The organism is Streptomyces sp. NRRL F-5122, assembly GCF_001507435.1.
GTDB classification, from domain to species: domain Bacteria; phylum Actinomycetota; class Actinomycetes; order Streptomycetales; family Streptomycetaceae; genus Streptomyces; species Streptomyces lannensis.
Genome location: NZ_LMWH01000279.1, coordinates 14,811 through 29,590, shown reverse-complemented (window position 1 = coordinate 29,590; position 14,780 = coordinate 14,811). Strand labels below are relative to the sequence as shown.

16 protein-coding genes and 1 pseudogene are annotated in these 14,780 nt (G+C 69.3%); 10 read left to right on the top strand and 7 right to left on the bottom strand.

Annotation, left to right across the window (positions count from 1 at the left end; all coding sequences use genetic code 11):
- Positions 1–266 precede the first annotated feature (266 nt).
- Positions 267–953 carry an SDR family oxidoreductase gene (locus ADL25_RS39675; RefSeq protein ID WP_059132788.1) on the bottom strand — a complete coding sequence of 229 codons (687 nt, stop codon included), beginning with the start codon at positions 951–953 and terminating at the stop codon, positions 267–269.
- 253 nt (positions 954–1,206) lie between these two features.
- Entirely contained in the window at positions 1,207–1,824 is a 618-nt protein-coding gene (locus tag ADL25_RS39670; protein WP_079050904.1) for a TetR/AcrR family transcriptional regulator, read from the bottom strand.
- A 251-nt stretch (positions 1,825–2,075) separates the two neighbouring features.
- Between ADL25_RS39670 and ADL25_RS39665 the strand changes: the two genes are divergently transcribed.
- From ADL25_RS39665 to ADL25_RS39645, 6 genes and pseudogenes are all read left to right on the top strand, one after another.
- Complete coding sequence (locus ADL25_RS39665; protein ID WP_063805841.1) at positions 2,076–3,308, top strand: PP2C family protein-serine/threonine phosphatase; 1,233 nt, start codon at positions 2,076–2,078, stop codon at positions 3,306–3,308.
- A gap of 592 nt (positions 3,309–3,900) precedes the next feature.
- Positions 3,901–4,197 (top strand): hypothetical protein, encoded by a 297-nt coding sequence (locus tag ADL25_RS49445; RefSeq protein WP_147318087.1) that lies wholly within the window; start codon positions 3,901–3,903, stop codon positions 4,195–4,197.
- Positions 4,198–4,270: 73 nt separating this feature from the next.
- Entirely contained in the window at positions 4,271–4,576 is a 306-nt protein-coding gene (locus ADL25_RS39660) for a DUF6247 family protein (RefSeq protein WP_234381239.1), read from the top strand.
- The gene (locus ADL25_RS39655) at positions 4,573–4,896 is read left to right on the top strand and encodes a hypothetical protein (protein ID WP_059132786.1); all 324 of its coding nucleotides are present in this window, start codon (positions 4,573–4,575) and stop codon (positions 4,894–4,896) included. The genes ADL25_RS39660 and ADL25_RS39655 overlap by 4 nt, the downstream gene beginning before the upstream one ends.
- Before the next feature lie 102 nt (positions 4,897–4,998).
- A pseudogene (gene tnpA / locus ADL25_RS52470) lies at positions 4,999–5,400 on the top strand (IS200/IS605 family transposase).
- 184 nt (positions 5,401–5,584) lie between these two features.
- Entirely contained in the window at positions 5,585–6,022 is a 438-nt protein-coding gene (locus ADL25_RS39645) for a glutaredoxin domain-containing protein (RefSeq protein WP_059132785.1), read from the top strand.
- Between the two features lie 159 nt (positions 6,023–6,181).
- Here the strand turns inward: ADL25_RS39645 and ADL25_RS39640 are convergent, their stop codons facing one another.
- Positions 6,182–7,069 (bottom strand): oxidoreductase, encoded by an 888-nt coding sequence (locus ADL25_RS39640; protein ID WP_059132784.1) that lies wholly within the window; start codon positions 7,067–7,069, stop codon positions 6,182–6,184.
- 151 nt (positions 7,070–7,220) lie between these two features.
- Here ADL25_RS39640 and ADL25_RS39635 point away from each other — a divergent pair, with 151 nt between their 5' ends.
- Positions 7,221–7,829, top strand: a complete 609-nt coding sequence (locus ADL25_RS39635) for a TetR/AcrR family transcriptional regulator (RefSeq protein WP_059132783.1) — start codon at positions 7,221–7,223, stop codon at positions 7,827–7,829.
- 94 nt (positions 7,830–7,923) lie between these two features.
- Here the strand turns inward: ADL25_RS39635 and ADL25_RS39630 are convergent, their stop codons facing one another.
- A complete protein-coding gene (locus tag ADL25_RS39630; RefSeq protein ID WP_059132782.1) occupies positions 7,924–8,502 on the bottom strand; it encodes a hypothetical protein in 579 nt (192 codons plus the stop codon).
- A gap of 243 nt (positions 8,503–8,745) precedes the next feature.
- On the opposite strand from ADL25_RS39630, the gene ADL25_RS39625 reads away from it, so the two are divergent.
- From ADL25_RS39625 to ADL25_RS39615, 3 genes are all read left to right on the top strand, one after another.
- Positions 8,746–9,369 (top strand): DUF6230 family protein, encoded by a 624-nt coding sequence (locus ADL25_RS39625; RefSeq protein ID WP_059132781.1) that lies wholly within the window; start codon positions 8,746–8,748, stop codon positions 9,367–9,369.
- A 159-nt stretch (positions 9,370–9,528) separates the two neighbouring features.
- Positions 9,529–10,317 carry a DUF6114 domain-containing protein gene (locus tag ADL25_RS52465; protein ID WP_063805840.1) on the top strand — a complete coding sequence of 263 codons (789 nt, stop codon included), beginning with the start codon at positions 9,529–9,531 and terminating at the stop codon, positions 10,315–10,317.
- A 424-nt stretch (positions 10,318–10,741) separates the two neighbouring features.
- Entirely contained in the window at positions 10,742–12,007 is a 1,266-nt protein-coding gene (locus ADL25_RS39615; protein WP_059132780.1) for an erythromycin esterase family protein, read from the top strand.
- Positions 12,008–12,098: 91 nt separating this feature from the next.
- Here ADL25_RS39615 and ADL25_RS39610 read toward each other — a convergent pair whose 3' ends face one another.
- From ADL25_RS39610 to rox, 3 genes are all read right to left on the bottom strand, one after another.
- On the bottom strand, positions 12,099–12,476 hold the full coding sequence (locus ADL25_RS39610) for a hypothetical protein (protein WP_059132779.1): 378 nt from the start codon (positions 12,474–12,476) through the stop codon (positions 12,099–12,101).
- Positions 12,476–12,724, bottom strand: a complete 249-nt coding sequence (locus tag ADL25_RS39605) for a hypothetical protein (protein ID WP_059132778.1) — start codon at positions 12,722–12,724, stop codon at positions 12,476–12,478. Before ADL25_RS39605 ends, ADL25_RS39610 begins: the two co-directional genes overlap by 1 nt.
- 414 nt (positions 12,725–13,138) lie before the next feature.
- A complete protein-coding gene (rox, locus tag ADL25_RS39600; protein WP_059132777.1) occupies positions 13,139–14,701 on the bottom strand; it encodes a rifampin monooxygenase in 1,563 nt (520 codons plus the stop codon).
- Positions 14,702–14,780: the final 79 nt, after the last annotated feature.

Here is a 14,780-nt window from a genome sequence, read left to right as displayed (position 1 = left end):
GCGCAGCACTCACGCGGAACCGAAGACCAACTTCGCCCCCGACTCACCGATCCGCCAGTGGACCCAATACCCGGCCAAGGCTGCGTGACGAGCCACTAGCGGGGCAGAACAAGCCTGCGGCTCTGAGTAGTTCAGATGCCGTGGGCTTCTGTCGTTGTTGGTCGGCGTCGGGTGACCCCATACGCCCCAGAGACGGCCTCTGTTCTTGATCGTCCGGAGACGTTTGGCATTTGGCTTCTACACCTCATCGGGGTTGGGCGGTCGTGTCAGGCGACGCGCAGTCCGCCGTCGACGAACAGGTCCTGGGCGTTGACGCCGGTGTTGCAGAGGAGGAAGTCGGTGGCGTCGGCGACTTCCGCCATCGTCACCAAGCGCCCGATGGGGGTACGCGGTACGTGGGGGTGGTCGGGTACGTCGCGCCACCTCGGGCTGTCACCCACCACGCCAGGATGGAGCGCGTTAACACGATGGGGTGCGATCTCCAGTGCGAGGGTCTTCATCAGTCCGGTGATACCCGAGTTGATGGCGGTCACGATGGTGGAGCCGGGGTAGGGGCGTTCTTTGGCCAGGCCGCCGAAGAGTACGACCGACGCGCCGGGGGTGAACCGGTCACGCAGGACGCGCACCGTCTCCGTGTACCCCACCAGTTTGATTGTCACGGCTTCGACGGCCCTGGCGATGTCGAAGTCCGCAAGGGTGTTGAAACCCTCTGAGACGCCGGTAATCACCAGGTTGTCGACGTCCCCTACATCGACGAGCGCTGCGTCGATGGTTTCCGGTCGCGACAGGTCAACGGCCAGACCCCGGACCGTGCCGGCGATTTCGCCGGCCACCGTATCGGCGTGCTCCCTGGTGCGACTGGTGATGATGACGCTGTCGCCGCGGTTGGCGTATCGCTGTGCCAGAACGTGTCCCAGCGCGCCGCTTCCTCCGACAATGATCGAGGTGGTCACAATCCAAGGTCCCTTCAGGGGATATGCGGCCAATCAACTATCTTATGCCGCCAGATGTGGACCGTTGGGGGCACCACCGGAGTGGTCACTCGCAGGGTCCCGCAGCCGTCCCGCCGATAGCTCGCCGTACCGGTAGGTCACGCCGGGCCCGCGCTGCATCGAGCATCGGACCAACATCGATCCGCCTGCTGATCGGTCCGGATTTCCGGGGCACATGCCAGCACTCGCGGCCTGAATGCGACGAGTTGGCGGTTCATCGTCCGGGTGGGACAACAGGCGCCGCGGCAAGGGCGGCGAGGGCCGCGCGGTCGCCCACGGCATGGTCGAGGGGTTCGCCGGTGACCAGGAGCCGATAGTAGATCGGCGCGGCCATCAAGCCGATCAGCTCATGTGGATCGGTGTCCGCCGGTAGTTCACCGCGTTGGATCGCCCGTTCGACGATGGGTGCGGCGAGCCGCTGCCGTTCGGCGAAGAGGTTCCGCTTGACCTCGGCGACCTTCGGCGCCCTGGCCGCGTCGGAGAACAGCACGGATACCACGATTGCGCCCGCGTCGCTGATGAGAACGTCCACGATCGATCGGGCGTACTCGCGCAGGTCGGTCTCGATCGCGCCGGTGTCCGGCACCGGGACCCCGGCGTCGACCAGGTCGCCCATGGCGGCCGCCAGCAGCGTGTCCTTGGTCCCCCAACGTCGGTAGATCGTCGTCTTGTGCACGCCGGCTCGCGCTGCGATGTCCTCGATGGATAGTGCGGCGTAACCGCGCCGGCCCAGCTCGAGCAGCGTCGCCTCGTAGACGGCCGCACGCACCCGAGCACTGCGACCGCCTGTGCGGACCGTGCCGCACCGTTCGGTGAAGGTCGCCGAAGCCATAATGCAACTCCTTGTTGCGTTTACTGACTTCAGTGTGCCAGAGTTGTGCAAATACGACAAAAGGTTGCATTGGCGACTGGAGGGGTCACCTCGGGCCGGCGGTGGCCATCGAATGGCGCAACCATGATCCACAGCAGCCGTACCGCCACTGACGGTTTTAGACTTCAGCCTTATTGCCTCATTTAGGCATAGTTCAGGTAGTTTCCACTGCAAAGGGGCATCGGTGAACCGCCTCCACCTAAGGACAGAAAATGGGTGTACAGGTCAAGGCGTCCATCGCATCCGCTGCCAGCGCCATTCGGTCGTTCAGGCAGGTGATCGCCCCGAAGCGGCTCTCCCGGCGGATGCGGGAAGAGGACCGGCCGTTCTCGCCAGCGCTCCTGACCCCGCTCTTGGTGATCGTGCTGGCCTCGGTGGCGGCCCTCTTTACGCCCCACCTGCAGTTCTACCGGCTGCTCGGGGCGGCCCCGGCGCTGGCCGCCGCGATGTTCTCGGTGGCCGGCACGCTGGGCATCGGGCTGCTGACCCTGATTGCCGGGTTCGCCATCTCCGCCGCCGACCACACTCTGGACCGGACTCCCGGAATCTTCACCTTGATCACGATCGCGGCTGTCACCCTGGCCGCCGCCTACGCCAGCCGCGCACGGCAGCACCGGGAGCGCACCCTCGCTGAGGTCCGCTCCGTGGCGGAGACGGCGCAGCGCGTGCTGCTGCGCCCGGTCCCGCATCACCTCGGGCACATCGACGTCGAGGTTCTCTACCAGGCGGCCGCCGCGCAGGCCCGCATCGGCGGCGACTTCTACGAGGCGCGGCAGACCCCGCACGGGGTGCGGCTGATCATCGGTGACGTGCGAGGCAAGGGCCTCCCGGCCGTCGAGGTCGTCTCGGTCGTCCTTAGTTCCTTTCGGGTATTCGTCCAGGACGCCCCTCACTTGCCGGACCTGGCACACCGGCTGGAGACCAGCATGAGCCGATACGGCGAGCATGTCCCCAGCGACGACGCGCTGGAGCGCTTCGTCACCATCCTGCTGGTCGAGATCCCCGCCGGAGAACCCATCGCCCGTCTGGTCAACTGCGGACACCCGCCGCCACTGCTGCTGCACGGCGACGAAGTATGCGAGTTGGAACCCAGCGCGCCGTCACCACCCATAAACATGGCCGCCCTGCTTGGCGACCACTACCAGGTCGATACCATCCCCTTTGGCGCCGGCGACCGCCTGCTGCTCTACACGGACGGCGTCAGCGAGACCCGCGACGGTACCGGGACCTTCTACCCCCTCACCCAGCGTGTCCGCCGATGGGTCCATGATCCGCCCCGGCAACTCCTCGACCACCTCCACCAGGATCTGGGCGCCTACGTCTATGGCACCCGTGATGACGACCTCGCCGCCCTGGTGGCCCACCGCGTCACACCGGGCGACCGGGAGCCGGCCGAAGTGGGAGGGCTACGACCAGTCGGGGCGACTGGCCCCGACATCGGTTGAGCGCCTCGCAGCCCTCTGACGTGCAACCTTGCACGTCCCACAGAGCGTCGTCGTTCCCGCGTTGCGGTAGGGCCGCCACCACGCTCAGGCCCGCACCCTGGCTTTGGGCTACTGTCCAGTGCTCGCGAGTCGATCGAGCGCACGATCTGTGCCGAACGGCACTCCCCACATCGGCGGCAGCCGCCGGACAGTGGCCCGTGACGCACACTCCCCAGCTGCAGACGAAACGTGCGGTGCGCACGCTTCCTCTGCCCAACGGCCGTTTCCGCCGTGCCGGTGGCAAAGCGGGCCGCAACGACCGGACGCAGCGGTTCGGTGAGGGCGTTCGCGAGGGGCCGTGACGGGCCGATGCCCTCGACTGCGGATCCGGGCGTGTTCACAGCATGAGCCGCGATCGCCTGTGCCCGATCGGCAGGTACGTCTGCGGACCGATTCGATCCGTAGTACCGTTCCAATAGGTAGAACACACTGACCACTGGAGCGACACATGCCTGCCGTCGGCGAGAGCGAACGCGCCCCCAACGTAGCCAAGGGGGTGTGGGACGCTGCCGGAGCCCGCGCCAAAACCGAGGGCCTGCCTCTGATTTGGGTCATGAGTCGCGCCCTTGCCGAATACGCCGCAGGAACACTCCCCCTGCCTCACCGGGCCGCCGCTACGAAGGCGGGCAACCGGCGCGGACGCACCGTCTTCGCATCCGATGCCGTATGGAGCGGCGCCGACACGCAACGCGCAAAGGACGGCGTCCGGTCCATGTCCGCACTGTGCGAGCTCCTGCTCGACGCGTACGCCCGAGGCGATATCCACCCCTACGCCCGCATGGTCACCACGACTCAGCGCGACGCGCTCACTTCCTCCGGCGCGCCTGGCGCCCCGTCCGTAGCCGCCTGACCCGCACTGTCATGACGAAAGAGCGCGCGCAATGACAACCGCCGCCGCCGGCCTGCAGGGATCCCTCCCGCCCATGCCCGAACGCACCCCCAAGGCGCTCCGCGCCGCCATCGAACAGCACACCCCCAAGCTCCTGCCCGACTTCGACCGCAACTGGCGCGAAAAGATCGCCGAAACCTACGACCTGGCACCGCTGCCTGCCTTCATGACCCGATGGTGGGCCGAATTCGCGCTCGCCCGGGATCCCCAACTGGAGGCCCGGGTCCACCGCCTGGAAGACGAGGCAGCCGACGCCACAGACAACGCACACGCCAAGAGCCTGGTGGAAGAGGCGGGACGGCTGCGCCGCGAGGCGAGTAAGGCACAGCCCGGCCAGTGACAGCCGAATTCATGGGCCCCCCTTGGCAAGCCGACTGGACGAAAGAAGCCGAGGACAACAAAAACACCCTCCCACCACCGGCCCGTGCCCTGGTCGATGCCGCCCGCGCCGAACTCGTCACCGCGAACGACCCCTACTTCCGAGGCATCGACAAAGCCGCAGACCTACCCACCGGGATGAGTGTCGAACCCGTCCAGTCCACCCGCCCCAGCGGAGCCCATGTCATCTACTTCGATCACGGCCGGGGATGGCTGCGCTACGTCTTCACACGCCGCACAGCCGACCCCCAGATCGTGATCGACGAATGTATCTGGCATTGACGTGCTCCCTGGCCTAAGTCCAGGGATTCCGGCCTGGGGTCGCCTGCCCCTTCCGGGGGCACACCCAAGATCTTACGAGAGTTGGTCTCATAGGTAGTCAGAATGCCTGCAGGCGTGCAAACAGGTAGTTCGGCGATGCACGTGCACTTGGCCCTTGTGACGACGTACCAGCGCGGCGCGTCCAACAGCGACGTGCTCACGCGCGGCGAAGAGATCATGCGCAAGTTCTGCAAGAACTCCTAAGCGGAGTTGAAAGAGTTCAACGGTGAACGCGATCACGTCCACCTCCTGGTGCACTACCCACCCAAGGTGACCCCCTCAAAGCTGGTCAACAGCCTCAAGGGTATATCCGCTCGTCGGATCCGGCATGAGTTCACCGGGCGGATCAACCGCGCTGTCATGCATGGGCACCTGTGGTCGCCCTCCTACTTCTCCGCGTCGTGCGGCGGAGCACCATTGTCGATCGTGCGCAAGTACATCGAGCAGCAAAAGCGTCCGCTCTAAGGTGCACGTCAGAGCAGCCTTGAGATGCATTCACCCCTGGCGTGAACGCCGGGGGCTTTCTGTAAGGAACTCGGTAAGTTGCCTGAGCACATGACCATACGATGGCCACCACCTCGTCCCGCCAACGCCCAGGCGAGCGGCCTGGTTCGAGGCCCATTGCGGCTCATCGGTAGCCTGCGACGCCATGTTGTGCGCGTGGATCCTACCGATACTGCTGGTGCTCTGCGGCTCAGTCGCTGCGACGGGGCTGATCTCCGGTGGGGACCCCGCCCCAGCCGCAGTACTACTACTGGTGTTCGTGCTGCTCGCAGGTGTGAACTCGCCCCTGATCTTCCCGAAATCGATCGGTGCGCAGGAGGCGCAGCAGCGCAGCACGATCGACGGCCGGCCGGTGGTCTTCTGGCGGCCGGGCTGCACGTACTGTCTGCGCCTGCGTATCCGGTTGGGTCGCGACGCCCGCCAGTTGTACTGGGTCAACATCTGGCGTGACCCGGCTGGAGCGGCCGTGGTGAGAAAAGCCAACGACGGCAATGAGACCGTGCCCACCGTCATCGTGGACGGCCGTCCGTACACCAACCCCGAACCCGCATGGGTGCGCGAGCAGCTCTCCCCTTCCACGTGAGCAGGGGCCGGTTTCCCGCCGGCGCCGTCCGACCCCTCTCCTCCGCGCCCGTCGGCGCGGACGCTGTGCACGGCCCGGTGCTGCGACCGCCGGATGTGGGACCGGGATCTGTACCGCCGGGCGCCGGCCCGGCTGCGGTCCTGACTTCGGCGTGTTGTGTCAACGTGTCCGTGCCGTGAGCGGCGATCCTCCGATCTGTGCGCCGTCGGGGAAGTCCGTCGAACGTGAGAGTTCCTCCCAGGCGGTCAGGTCCTCCTCGACGGCCGCGCGCCCGGCCCGGACCAGCCGTAGCGCGTCCGAGCCCAGCACCAGGTGGGCGGGCGGATTGGGCAGGTCGAGGATGCTGAGCACCGCCGCGGCGGCCTTGCTGGGGTCGCCGAGCTGCCGGCCGTTCGCCGACTGCCGGGCGGCGCGGATCGGTTCGAACAGCTCGTCGTAGTCGGGAAGGGACCGGGGCGCGCGGACCATGGAGCGGCCGGCCCAGTCGGTGCGGAAGGAGCCGGGCTCGATCGCGGTCACGTGGATCCCGAAGCCGGCGACTTCCTTGCCGACTGCCTCCAGCAGTCCCTCCACCGCGTACTTGCTGGCGCAGTAGGCGGAGACGCCCGGGAAGGAGGCGAGCCCGCCCATCGAGCTGACGGCCAGGACGTGTCCTCGGCGCCGGGCCCGCATGTAGGGCAGGACCGCCTGCACGGTGGCGGCCGTACCGAAGACGTTGACCTCGAACTGGGCCCGCAGGTCGGCGAGCGGGGTCTCCTCGAAGACGCCCTCGAGCCCGTAGCCCGCGTTGGCGATGAGCACGTCGATCGTGCCCACGCTCTCCTCGACGTCGCGCACGGCCCGGGCGACCGCGTCGCCGTCGGTTACGTCGAGGAGGCGCGCGTGGGCGCGTCCCGGCGCGAGCGCCTCGAAGGCGGCGCCGTCCTCGCGGCGCCGGACGGTCCCGGCCACCGTGTGGCCGGCCTCCAAAGCACCCTGGGCGAAGGCACGACCGAGGCCGCTGCTGACACCGGTGATGAGAAAGGTCCTGTGAGTGGGGTCCGTCATGGCGGGGCTGCTCCTGGGTCGGAGAACAGGGACACGCTCGAGTCTACACAGTGCAGTTTTTTTTCGACGCGACGTGGATTTTGTGATGAGGCGGGTAGGCTCGGGTGGTCCGGGCCGACACGGCCCCACGCGGTGAGGAGAGCGAAGTCGCATGGGCAGGCGGAGCGAGACGCCACGCAAGGGCGATCTGCGCGAGCAGGCGCTCCTGGACGCCGCGGAAGAGCTGCTGGCGCGCACGGGACTGGAGCGGATGACCGTCGAGGACATCGCGAAGGGGGCCGGCATCTCGCGCGGCTCGCTCTACTTCTACTTCGGCTCCAAGCAGGACGTCCTCGCCGCCCTCGTGGCCCGCACGATGGTCGCCATCCGCGAGGACGCCGCCCGTGCGGCAAAGGACACCGACACGCCCCCGGACAGGGCCGTCGAGCGCGCCCTGCAGCACACCGAGCGGATGTGGCGCGAGCACGGCACGGTGATGCGCGCGGCCGTGGAGAACGCGGCCCTCAACGAGGCCGTCAAGCGATCCTGGGAGGAGACAGTGGAGGCCTTCGCCGAGGCCATGCGGCACGTCCTCGTGCGCGCCGGGCTGCCCGACGGCGAGGGCCCCACCGACGCCGGCGCCCTCGCCCGTGCCCTGTGCTGGATGACGGAACGCAGCTACTACCGCGCCCACGGCGACGACGGCGACACCCTCGACCGCGCCACCCGGACACTGCGAGAGGTCTGGCTTCGAGTCATCACGCCACAACAACAGCCCTGAGGAACAGGATCGCGCTGGCCCCGGCGCCCCTCACGTTACCGGCGCCTGCCGCGTGGCCGCACCCGGGAGCGGCCGATCAAGGCCCGCGGCCTCCCTACGCGGCGGCCGCGGCGCGGCGCCGGCGCCAGAACCGGCCCAGCGCCCACGCCGTACTCAGCGCGGCTCCGGCCCAGACGATGCCCGCCGCCACGTTCGCAGGCCGGGTGTCGATCAGGCCCGTGCCGGGCGGCATCACCACCATCTGCACCGCGGCCCCGACCGGGACGACCAGGGCGGCGAACAGCCCGGTCAGGCCCGGCCGCCTGACGAGTGCTCCGACCGCGCCGAGGACCAGCCCCAAGGGCACCCCCACGACCAGCCACACGACCATGTCGGTGCCCGCATCCCACACGTACGCGTCCACGACGTAGTACGAGACGGTCGCGGCCGCCAGCGCCGCCACCGCGCCCAACGCCCCCCGGGCCGGTGTCGCCACCGCCCATCCGACCACGACCGCCAGCGCCGCCCACGACCACCCGGCATCGAGGAGAAGACTCACCACCGTGCCCGCCCCGGCCGCGGCGCTCCCCGCGACACGGGCCCCGATCGGCCCATAGGGCGAGGACAACGCGTTGGCGAGCGAGGTCAGCGATCCGAACACCAAGCCGACTACGACCGCCCCCGTGATCTTCATCCGGGCAGCCTAGCCACGACACGTCCCGCCGTATCCCCCTTCACCAGGATTGCTGGACAGCCGCTCGCCGCGGCCGGTCCGAACAGGGGGCCTTCTGCGGGCATACCACCCGACCGGCCGACCTGACATGCCGTCGGCTGCAGGGCCCGGAAGTCTAGACTCCGTCAGCAGCCACCCGCACTTCGCCCGCCCCATTTCCTTCCGGCACGGGTTGGGGGTCCCATGCGCGACGGAGGAGGCGCCATGCTGCACCGCTCCGGCAGGACGTCCTGGAGACGCTTCGGCGTTGTCCTCGTCCCGTCCCTCGCCGCCGCAGCGGCCCTGGGCATCGGCGTGGCCCAAGGAGCACTGGCCGCATCGTTCCTCATCTCCGGCCAGCGCTTCCAACTCGCCGCCGACACCCTCAGCGGACGGGGCGTGAGCGTCTACCCCATGGTCGACGTGACCCGCAAAGGCACGCTCGTGCCGGTCGTGGTCCTGGGGTTCCGGCACGCGCAAATCGACCGGCTGTGCCTGTCGGTGGTGATCCCCATCCCGGTCCTGGGCCCCTACACCCTGGTGGTGAGGGGCGGCGACGGGCGGCGCGTGCAGGCGTCGAACCTGTTCATCGACGCCACCTCCGTCGTGGCCGCCCAGGCCAACACCAACAACATCGACATCGGTGTCGCGGCGGGCGCGGTCACCAAGGGGCCGATCAACCCGAAAGACAGGAACTCGCGGTGGTTCAACCCCGACGTCTTCGCCCAGCAGGCGCAGTCGGTCGTGCTCGAAGACGTGCGCGTGATCTCGGTCGCGACCTCCGCCGGCACCCTGAACCTCCCCAACTTCCGCATGCGGGTCGAACAAGGCAACAACCCCTGCTTCTGACCCCCCACTGACACCCCTCTGCCACCTCCCTCTCCATTTTCGCGGCCCCACCCCCCGCGAGGGGGCCGCGGCGGGCGAGCGCACCGTATGCGGGCGCACCCCTGCCGCACACCCACCCGTCCTCCTCTTGTTGCTTCCGTCCTCACCTCAGGGAGAGACGTGTTCCTGGATCCGATGTCCGACCCGCGCCCGGCACGGCGCACCACCGCCACCGCCGTGGCCGGCGTGTGGCGCAGGTTCCGGACCTGGCGGGGCGAACGGCCCTTCTGGGCCGGGGCCTTCACCATGACGGCGGGACTGCCCATCATCTACTTCCCCTACACGGACCTCGATCTGCAGGGCATCGTGCTGGCCCTGTCGACCACGTCCGGCGCGGGATCCCTCATCATCGGGGTCCTCCTCGTCGTCCTGGGCCTGACCTTGTGGTTCCAGCAGCAGCACCGCGTCTTCGCCGGGATCGCCGCCCTGCTGCTCTCCCTGACCTCCTTCCCCCTCGCCAACTTCGGCGGCCTGTTCCTGGGACTGACATGCGGCCTGGTCGGCGGCTCCCTCGCCTGCGCCTGGATGCCCGCACCCGACCCGCCCACAGCAGAGGAGGACCGGCAGGACCTCGATGACCGGGAGAACCGGCAGGACCCGGATGGGTGGGCGAGCTTGGAGGAATGGGCGGGCCTGGAGGACCGGCCGGACCGGGACGAGCGGGGCGAGCCGGGTGAGCGAGAAGGGAAGAATGACCCGGGCGAACAGGGTGAGCGAGAAGGGAAGGACGAACAGGAACGGCAGGAGGGCGTGGAAGAGCGGGAGGGCCGGGACACGCGAGGAGGGCGTGAGGACCAGGAAGGCCGGGATGTGCGGGCGGATCTGGAGGAGACGGTGGAACTCGAGCGGATCTCTGCCACCGACCCGTCGCCCACAGCCCCGGCGCAGCCGCACGACGGACCGCGCTGAGCCGGGCCGCCCGGCCGCCACGGGACGGGGGCGCCTCCCAGGCGCAGGCGTTACCGCACCGGGGGGCGTCCGGACACGAGGCGGCACGGACACGTGCGGCGGGCGTGCGGGAGCCGTAGGCCGGAGCGGACCGTGCAGGCGCAGCAGGCTGTCAGAGGTCCCCAGGCCGGACCGTGCCCAAAAACCCTTCCCTGCCCTTCTGCGGGGGCTGCTAGCCTGCGTTGCGTGTTCACCGCTTTCCTCTTTCTGTGACCAGGACGCTGCGCCGGGCCTGACGCCCTGAGGCCGCACGGCCTTGGGGGCGTGAGATGCCTGTGCGAGGGCTGCTTCGGCGGCCATGGCAAGCGACCCTGCTCCCAGAGACGAGATCCCTCCTGTGAACACCCCTTCCTCTTCCTCCTCTTCTTCTGCGCCCGCCTCCTGGATGCGCGCGCACACCACCACGCTGACCACGATCGATCCGGCCGCGGACCTCACCGACCTGGAGGTACTGCGGAGCATCGTCGGCGATGCCCGCGTCGTCGCGATCGGTGAGGGCGCCCACTTCGTCACCGAGTTCTCCACCATCCGCCAGCGGCTGACGCGGTTTCTGGCCGAGCGGTGCGGCTTCACCCACTTCGCCCTCGAGTACAGCTTCGCCGGCGCCGACGTGCTGGATGCCTGGCTGACCGGAGGGGACGACCGACCGCTCGGCAAGGTCAGCCCGGCCGCCGCCAACTGGGGCGCGGCCGATCTGATGGAGTGGCTGCGCACCCACAACAGCACCAGCCGCAGCCCGCTGCGGTTCGCCGGTATCGACGTGCCCGAGGCCGGCGGTGCCTTGCGCCCGGTCTTGGAGCCGCTGGCCGATTACCTGGCCGAGGCCGATCCCTGGTCCCTTCCCTTGGTGCAGACCGCGTTGCAGATCAGCGACGCGTTCCTGGCCGGCGCCGATTCCGGCGCCGGTTCCGGTGCCGCCGCGGCCCCGGCCTGGGCCCGGCTCCCGGCCGACCGGCAGGACGCGCTGAGTGCCGCCCTTGCCCGCCTCAGTCTGCGGATCGGCGCCATCCGGCCGCTGGCCGAGGCACGCACCGGCGCCCACCGCACGGCCGTCGCCGAACGCCTGCTGGCCGGCGCCCGCACCGTGGACTACATGTTCCGCGCGATGAACGCCCTGTTCACCGGGACCAACAGCGCCGCCGACCTGTCGGTCCGGGACCTGTACATGGCGCAGACCCTCGCCTGGCATCTCGAACAGGCCGGCCCCGGCGCCCGCTTCGTGCTCGCCGCGCACAACAACCACATCCAGAAGACGCCGGCCGTCTTCGACGGCACGATGGCCGCACTGCCGATGGGACAGCACCTGGCACGCATGCTCGGTGGCACGTATGTGGCGATCGGTCTCACCCACACCGACGACCACGTGCCCGAGATGCGTCCCGACGCCTCGGCATCGGTGGGATTCACCCTGGAGACCACCCACCTGCCCGCCCCCCGGCCCGGCACCGTCGAAGCCGCCTTGGCCGGCGCCGGCCTCACCGCTGCGCCGACCCTCACCGACCTGCGCCAGGCACCCACCCACCCCGACGGCCGTCCTCTGCTGGACGGGATCCGCACCCAGAGCGCCGTCATGGACACCTCGCTGGGCGACGCGTTCGACGTGGTCATCTCCACTCCCACCGCGACCCGCGACCCAGCCGTGGCCTTCTGACCGGGCATCACCACCGGCCGGGCGCCCCCGGGGCACCGCACGGCCCCGGGGCGCCCCTCGCTGGGGGAGCGGCCCGGCGCCGGCGGCCGGTTCAGGTGGGCTGCGGCCAGGAGCGCAGGAGGGCGGCGATCCGCGAGGCGGTGCAGCCGGGGTCACGCATCATCTCGCGCAGGGCGACGGCATCCTCGCGTGTGGGCTTGACCGGGATACCGGAGGCCTCCAGGTACATCACCCCGGTGGCCGCGGCAACGGCCAGGTTGGAGCGCTCCAGCCAGCGGCAGCGGCCCAGGACGTGCACCAGGGCGGCGGCGCGGGCGTAGGGGCCGTCGTAGACGGGCTGCTCGAGCAGTTCGGCCCGGTGGCAGGCGACCGCGGCGATGGGTACTCCGTAGTCGTCGGGCGACGGATCGTCTGCCCCGGCCAGTTCGGCGACCTGCAGGATCCACGGGACGTCGATGTACAGGTCCATTACGCGGCGTGCGCTCCCGGGGCGGGACGATCGGCGGTTTCGGCTTCGTCGAAGAGGCCCTGGTGCTCGGCGAGGAAGCGCTCCGCGGCGTCCAGCCCGCGCCGCCGCAGGCCCTCGGTGTCCTCGCGTACGAGGACCGCGATGTAGTCGCCGAGGCTCAGACCACGGTCCCTGGCCCGTGCTTCGGCCAGTTGCTTGATCTCGTCATCGACGCGTGCACCCAGTTGTGTCTTCTGTGTCTTCGCCACCCCCCGATGGTAACAGCTGTTACCAATCGGGGGGCGGTCACCCCACAGCCGACTTCACCGGCGGGCCGGCTGGCCGGGCGCGGGCCGCGGCCTGCCCCGCAGCATGCCGGCGGGGTTCGTGGGCAGTGGCAGGCCGCGGACGGGGGCCTGCCCCGCGCCTTGTGTCCCCTCCCCCGTTGCCGGGGCCGGTCGTCAGACCGGGTGGGGTAGCCGGAACGCTCGGCCGCCTGACCGGAATCCGCTCCGTGGTGCTCTGTGGCCGTCGTGCGGTCCTCCCGCGCAGGACATCCCTCCTTGCAGGCCGACCCCTGGCGCCAGAGCACCACGGCTGATGCTGCCTGCAGCCTCAAGATGGCCAGACCGTTTTATCCTTCTATCAGGCGTTTTCGGCTGCTCGGGCGGCATCGGGCGATATCAGTCGGCGGGTTTGCCGAACCAGTGGCACAGGTGGTCGTCGAGGTCCTGCTGATCGTCGCCGATCCAGGCGACGTGGCCGTCGGGCCGGAGCAGGATGCACGGAGCATCCAGTGCCGCGGTGGGGTCCGCGAGGTGATCGACCCGGTCCGAGAACCCGCCGGGACTCAGGTGTCCGGTGCGGTCCAGGAGCAGGCCGCGACCGCGGTGCAGCAGATCGTAGAGGCGGCCCTGTTTCACGTCGATGTCGCGCAGGCGCCGACCAAGCAGGTCGGGGCCCTCACCGAAGTCGTAGCGGACGCCGATCGCGGTGATCTTCTCGATCAGATGGCGGTTCACCTCGTCGAAGTCCATCAGTTCGGTGAGCAGCCTGCGTAGGGCCTGCGGGCCCGGTTCGGTGGAGTGGAGTTCCATCTGGGCGCGGGTGTTGTCCAGCACGTCCTCGGCGACCGGACGGCGTTCGGCGTGGTAGGTGTCCAGCAGGGTGTCCGGCGCCCAGCCGCGGATCTGCGCGGCCAGTTTCCAGCCGAGATTGAAGGCGTCCTGGACGCCCAGGTTGACGCCCTGTCCGCCGGTGGGTGGATGGATGTGTGCCGCATCGCCTGCCAGCAGCACCCGCCCGACCCGGTACCGTTCGGCCAGCCGGGTGGCGTCCCCGAAGCGGGACAGCCAGCGCGGGGAGTGCACGCCGAAATCGGTCCCGGCGACGGCGCGCAGCTGTTGCCTGAAATCCTCCAGGGTGGGCGGTTGTGCGCGGTCGCCGAGGTTCGCGGCGGGGACGACGACGCTGTATAGGTCAGTGCTGACGGGCCTGAGCCACAATCGCTTATTGGTCTTGTGGATTTCGCTCACCTTGGCGGCGATCTCCTCCGGCGGCACACCCACTTCCATCTCGCCCATCAGCGTATGGCTCCGTGAGGGCTCGCCGGGGAAGCCGACCCCGAGGAGTTTGCGCACCGTACTGCGCACCCCGTCACAGCCGACGAGGTAGCGCGAGCGCAGTTGTTCGCCGTCGGCCAGCTCGACACTCACCCACTCCTCGTCCTGCCGGACACTGGCCACCGCGCAACCGCGCCGGACCTGCGCACCCAGGTGGATGGCGTGTTCCTCGAGCAGGCGGACGAGGACCGGCTGCGGGATGCCCAGCAGATAGGCGTGCGCGGAATCCAGGTTTTTGGGCGCGGGTTTGTTGATGGCGGCGAAGAATCCGCCGGCCGGACGCTGTCGTCCGTGTGCGCGCAGACGGTCCAGCAGTCCGCGCATCGCCATCAGTTCGAGACTGCGTATGTGCAGCCCGACGATGCGGACGAACGGTGCGGGCTCGGTTTCCTTCTCCACAACGAGTACCCGCACATCGTGCAGCCGCAGTTCGGCTGCCAGCATCGCGCCGGTCGGCCCGCACCCCGCGACGATCACATCGAACATGGGGGGCGTGCGATCGGCGCCGGACGCCGGCGACGGGACAGCGCCGGGGACGTCGCCCACCGCGATGTCACCAACGGGGATCGCGCGTTCGGCCGTGTCGTTCGACGACGGCTCGGGGGTGAACTGCACAGAGTCCATGGGTGTTGCCTTTCGGGAGTGCCGTGTTGTCCAGGCGCTCCCGGCGACACCTACGTCGATCGCCCGACCGTGACGGAAA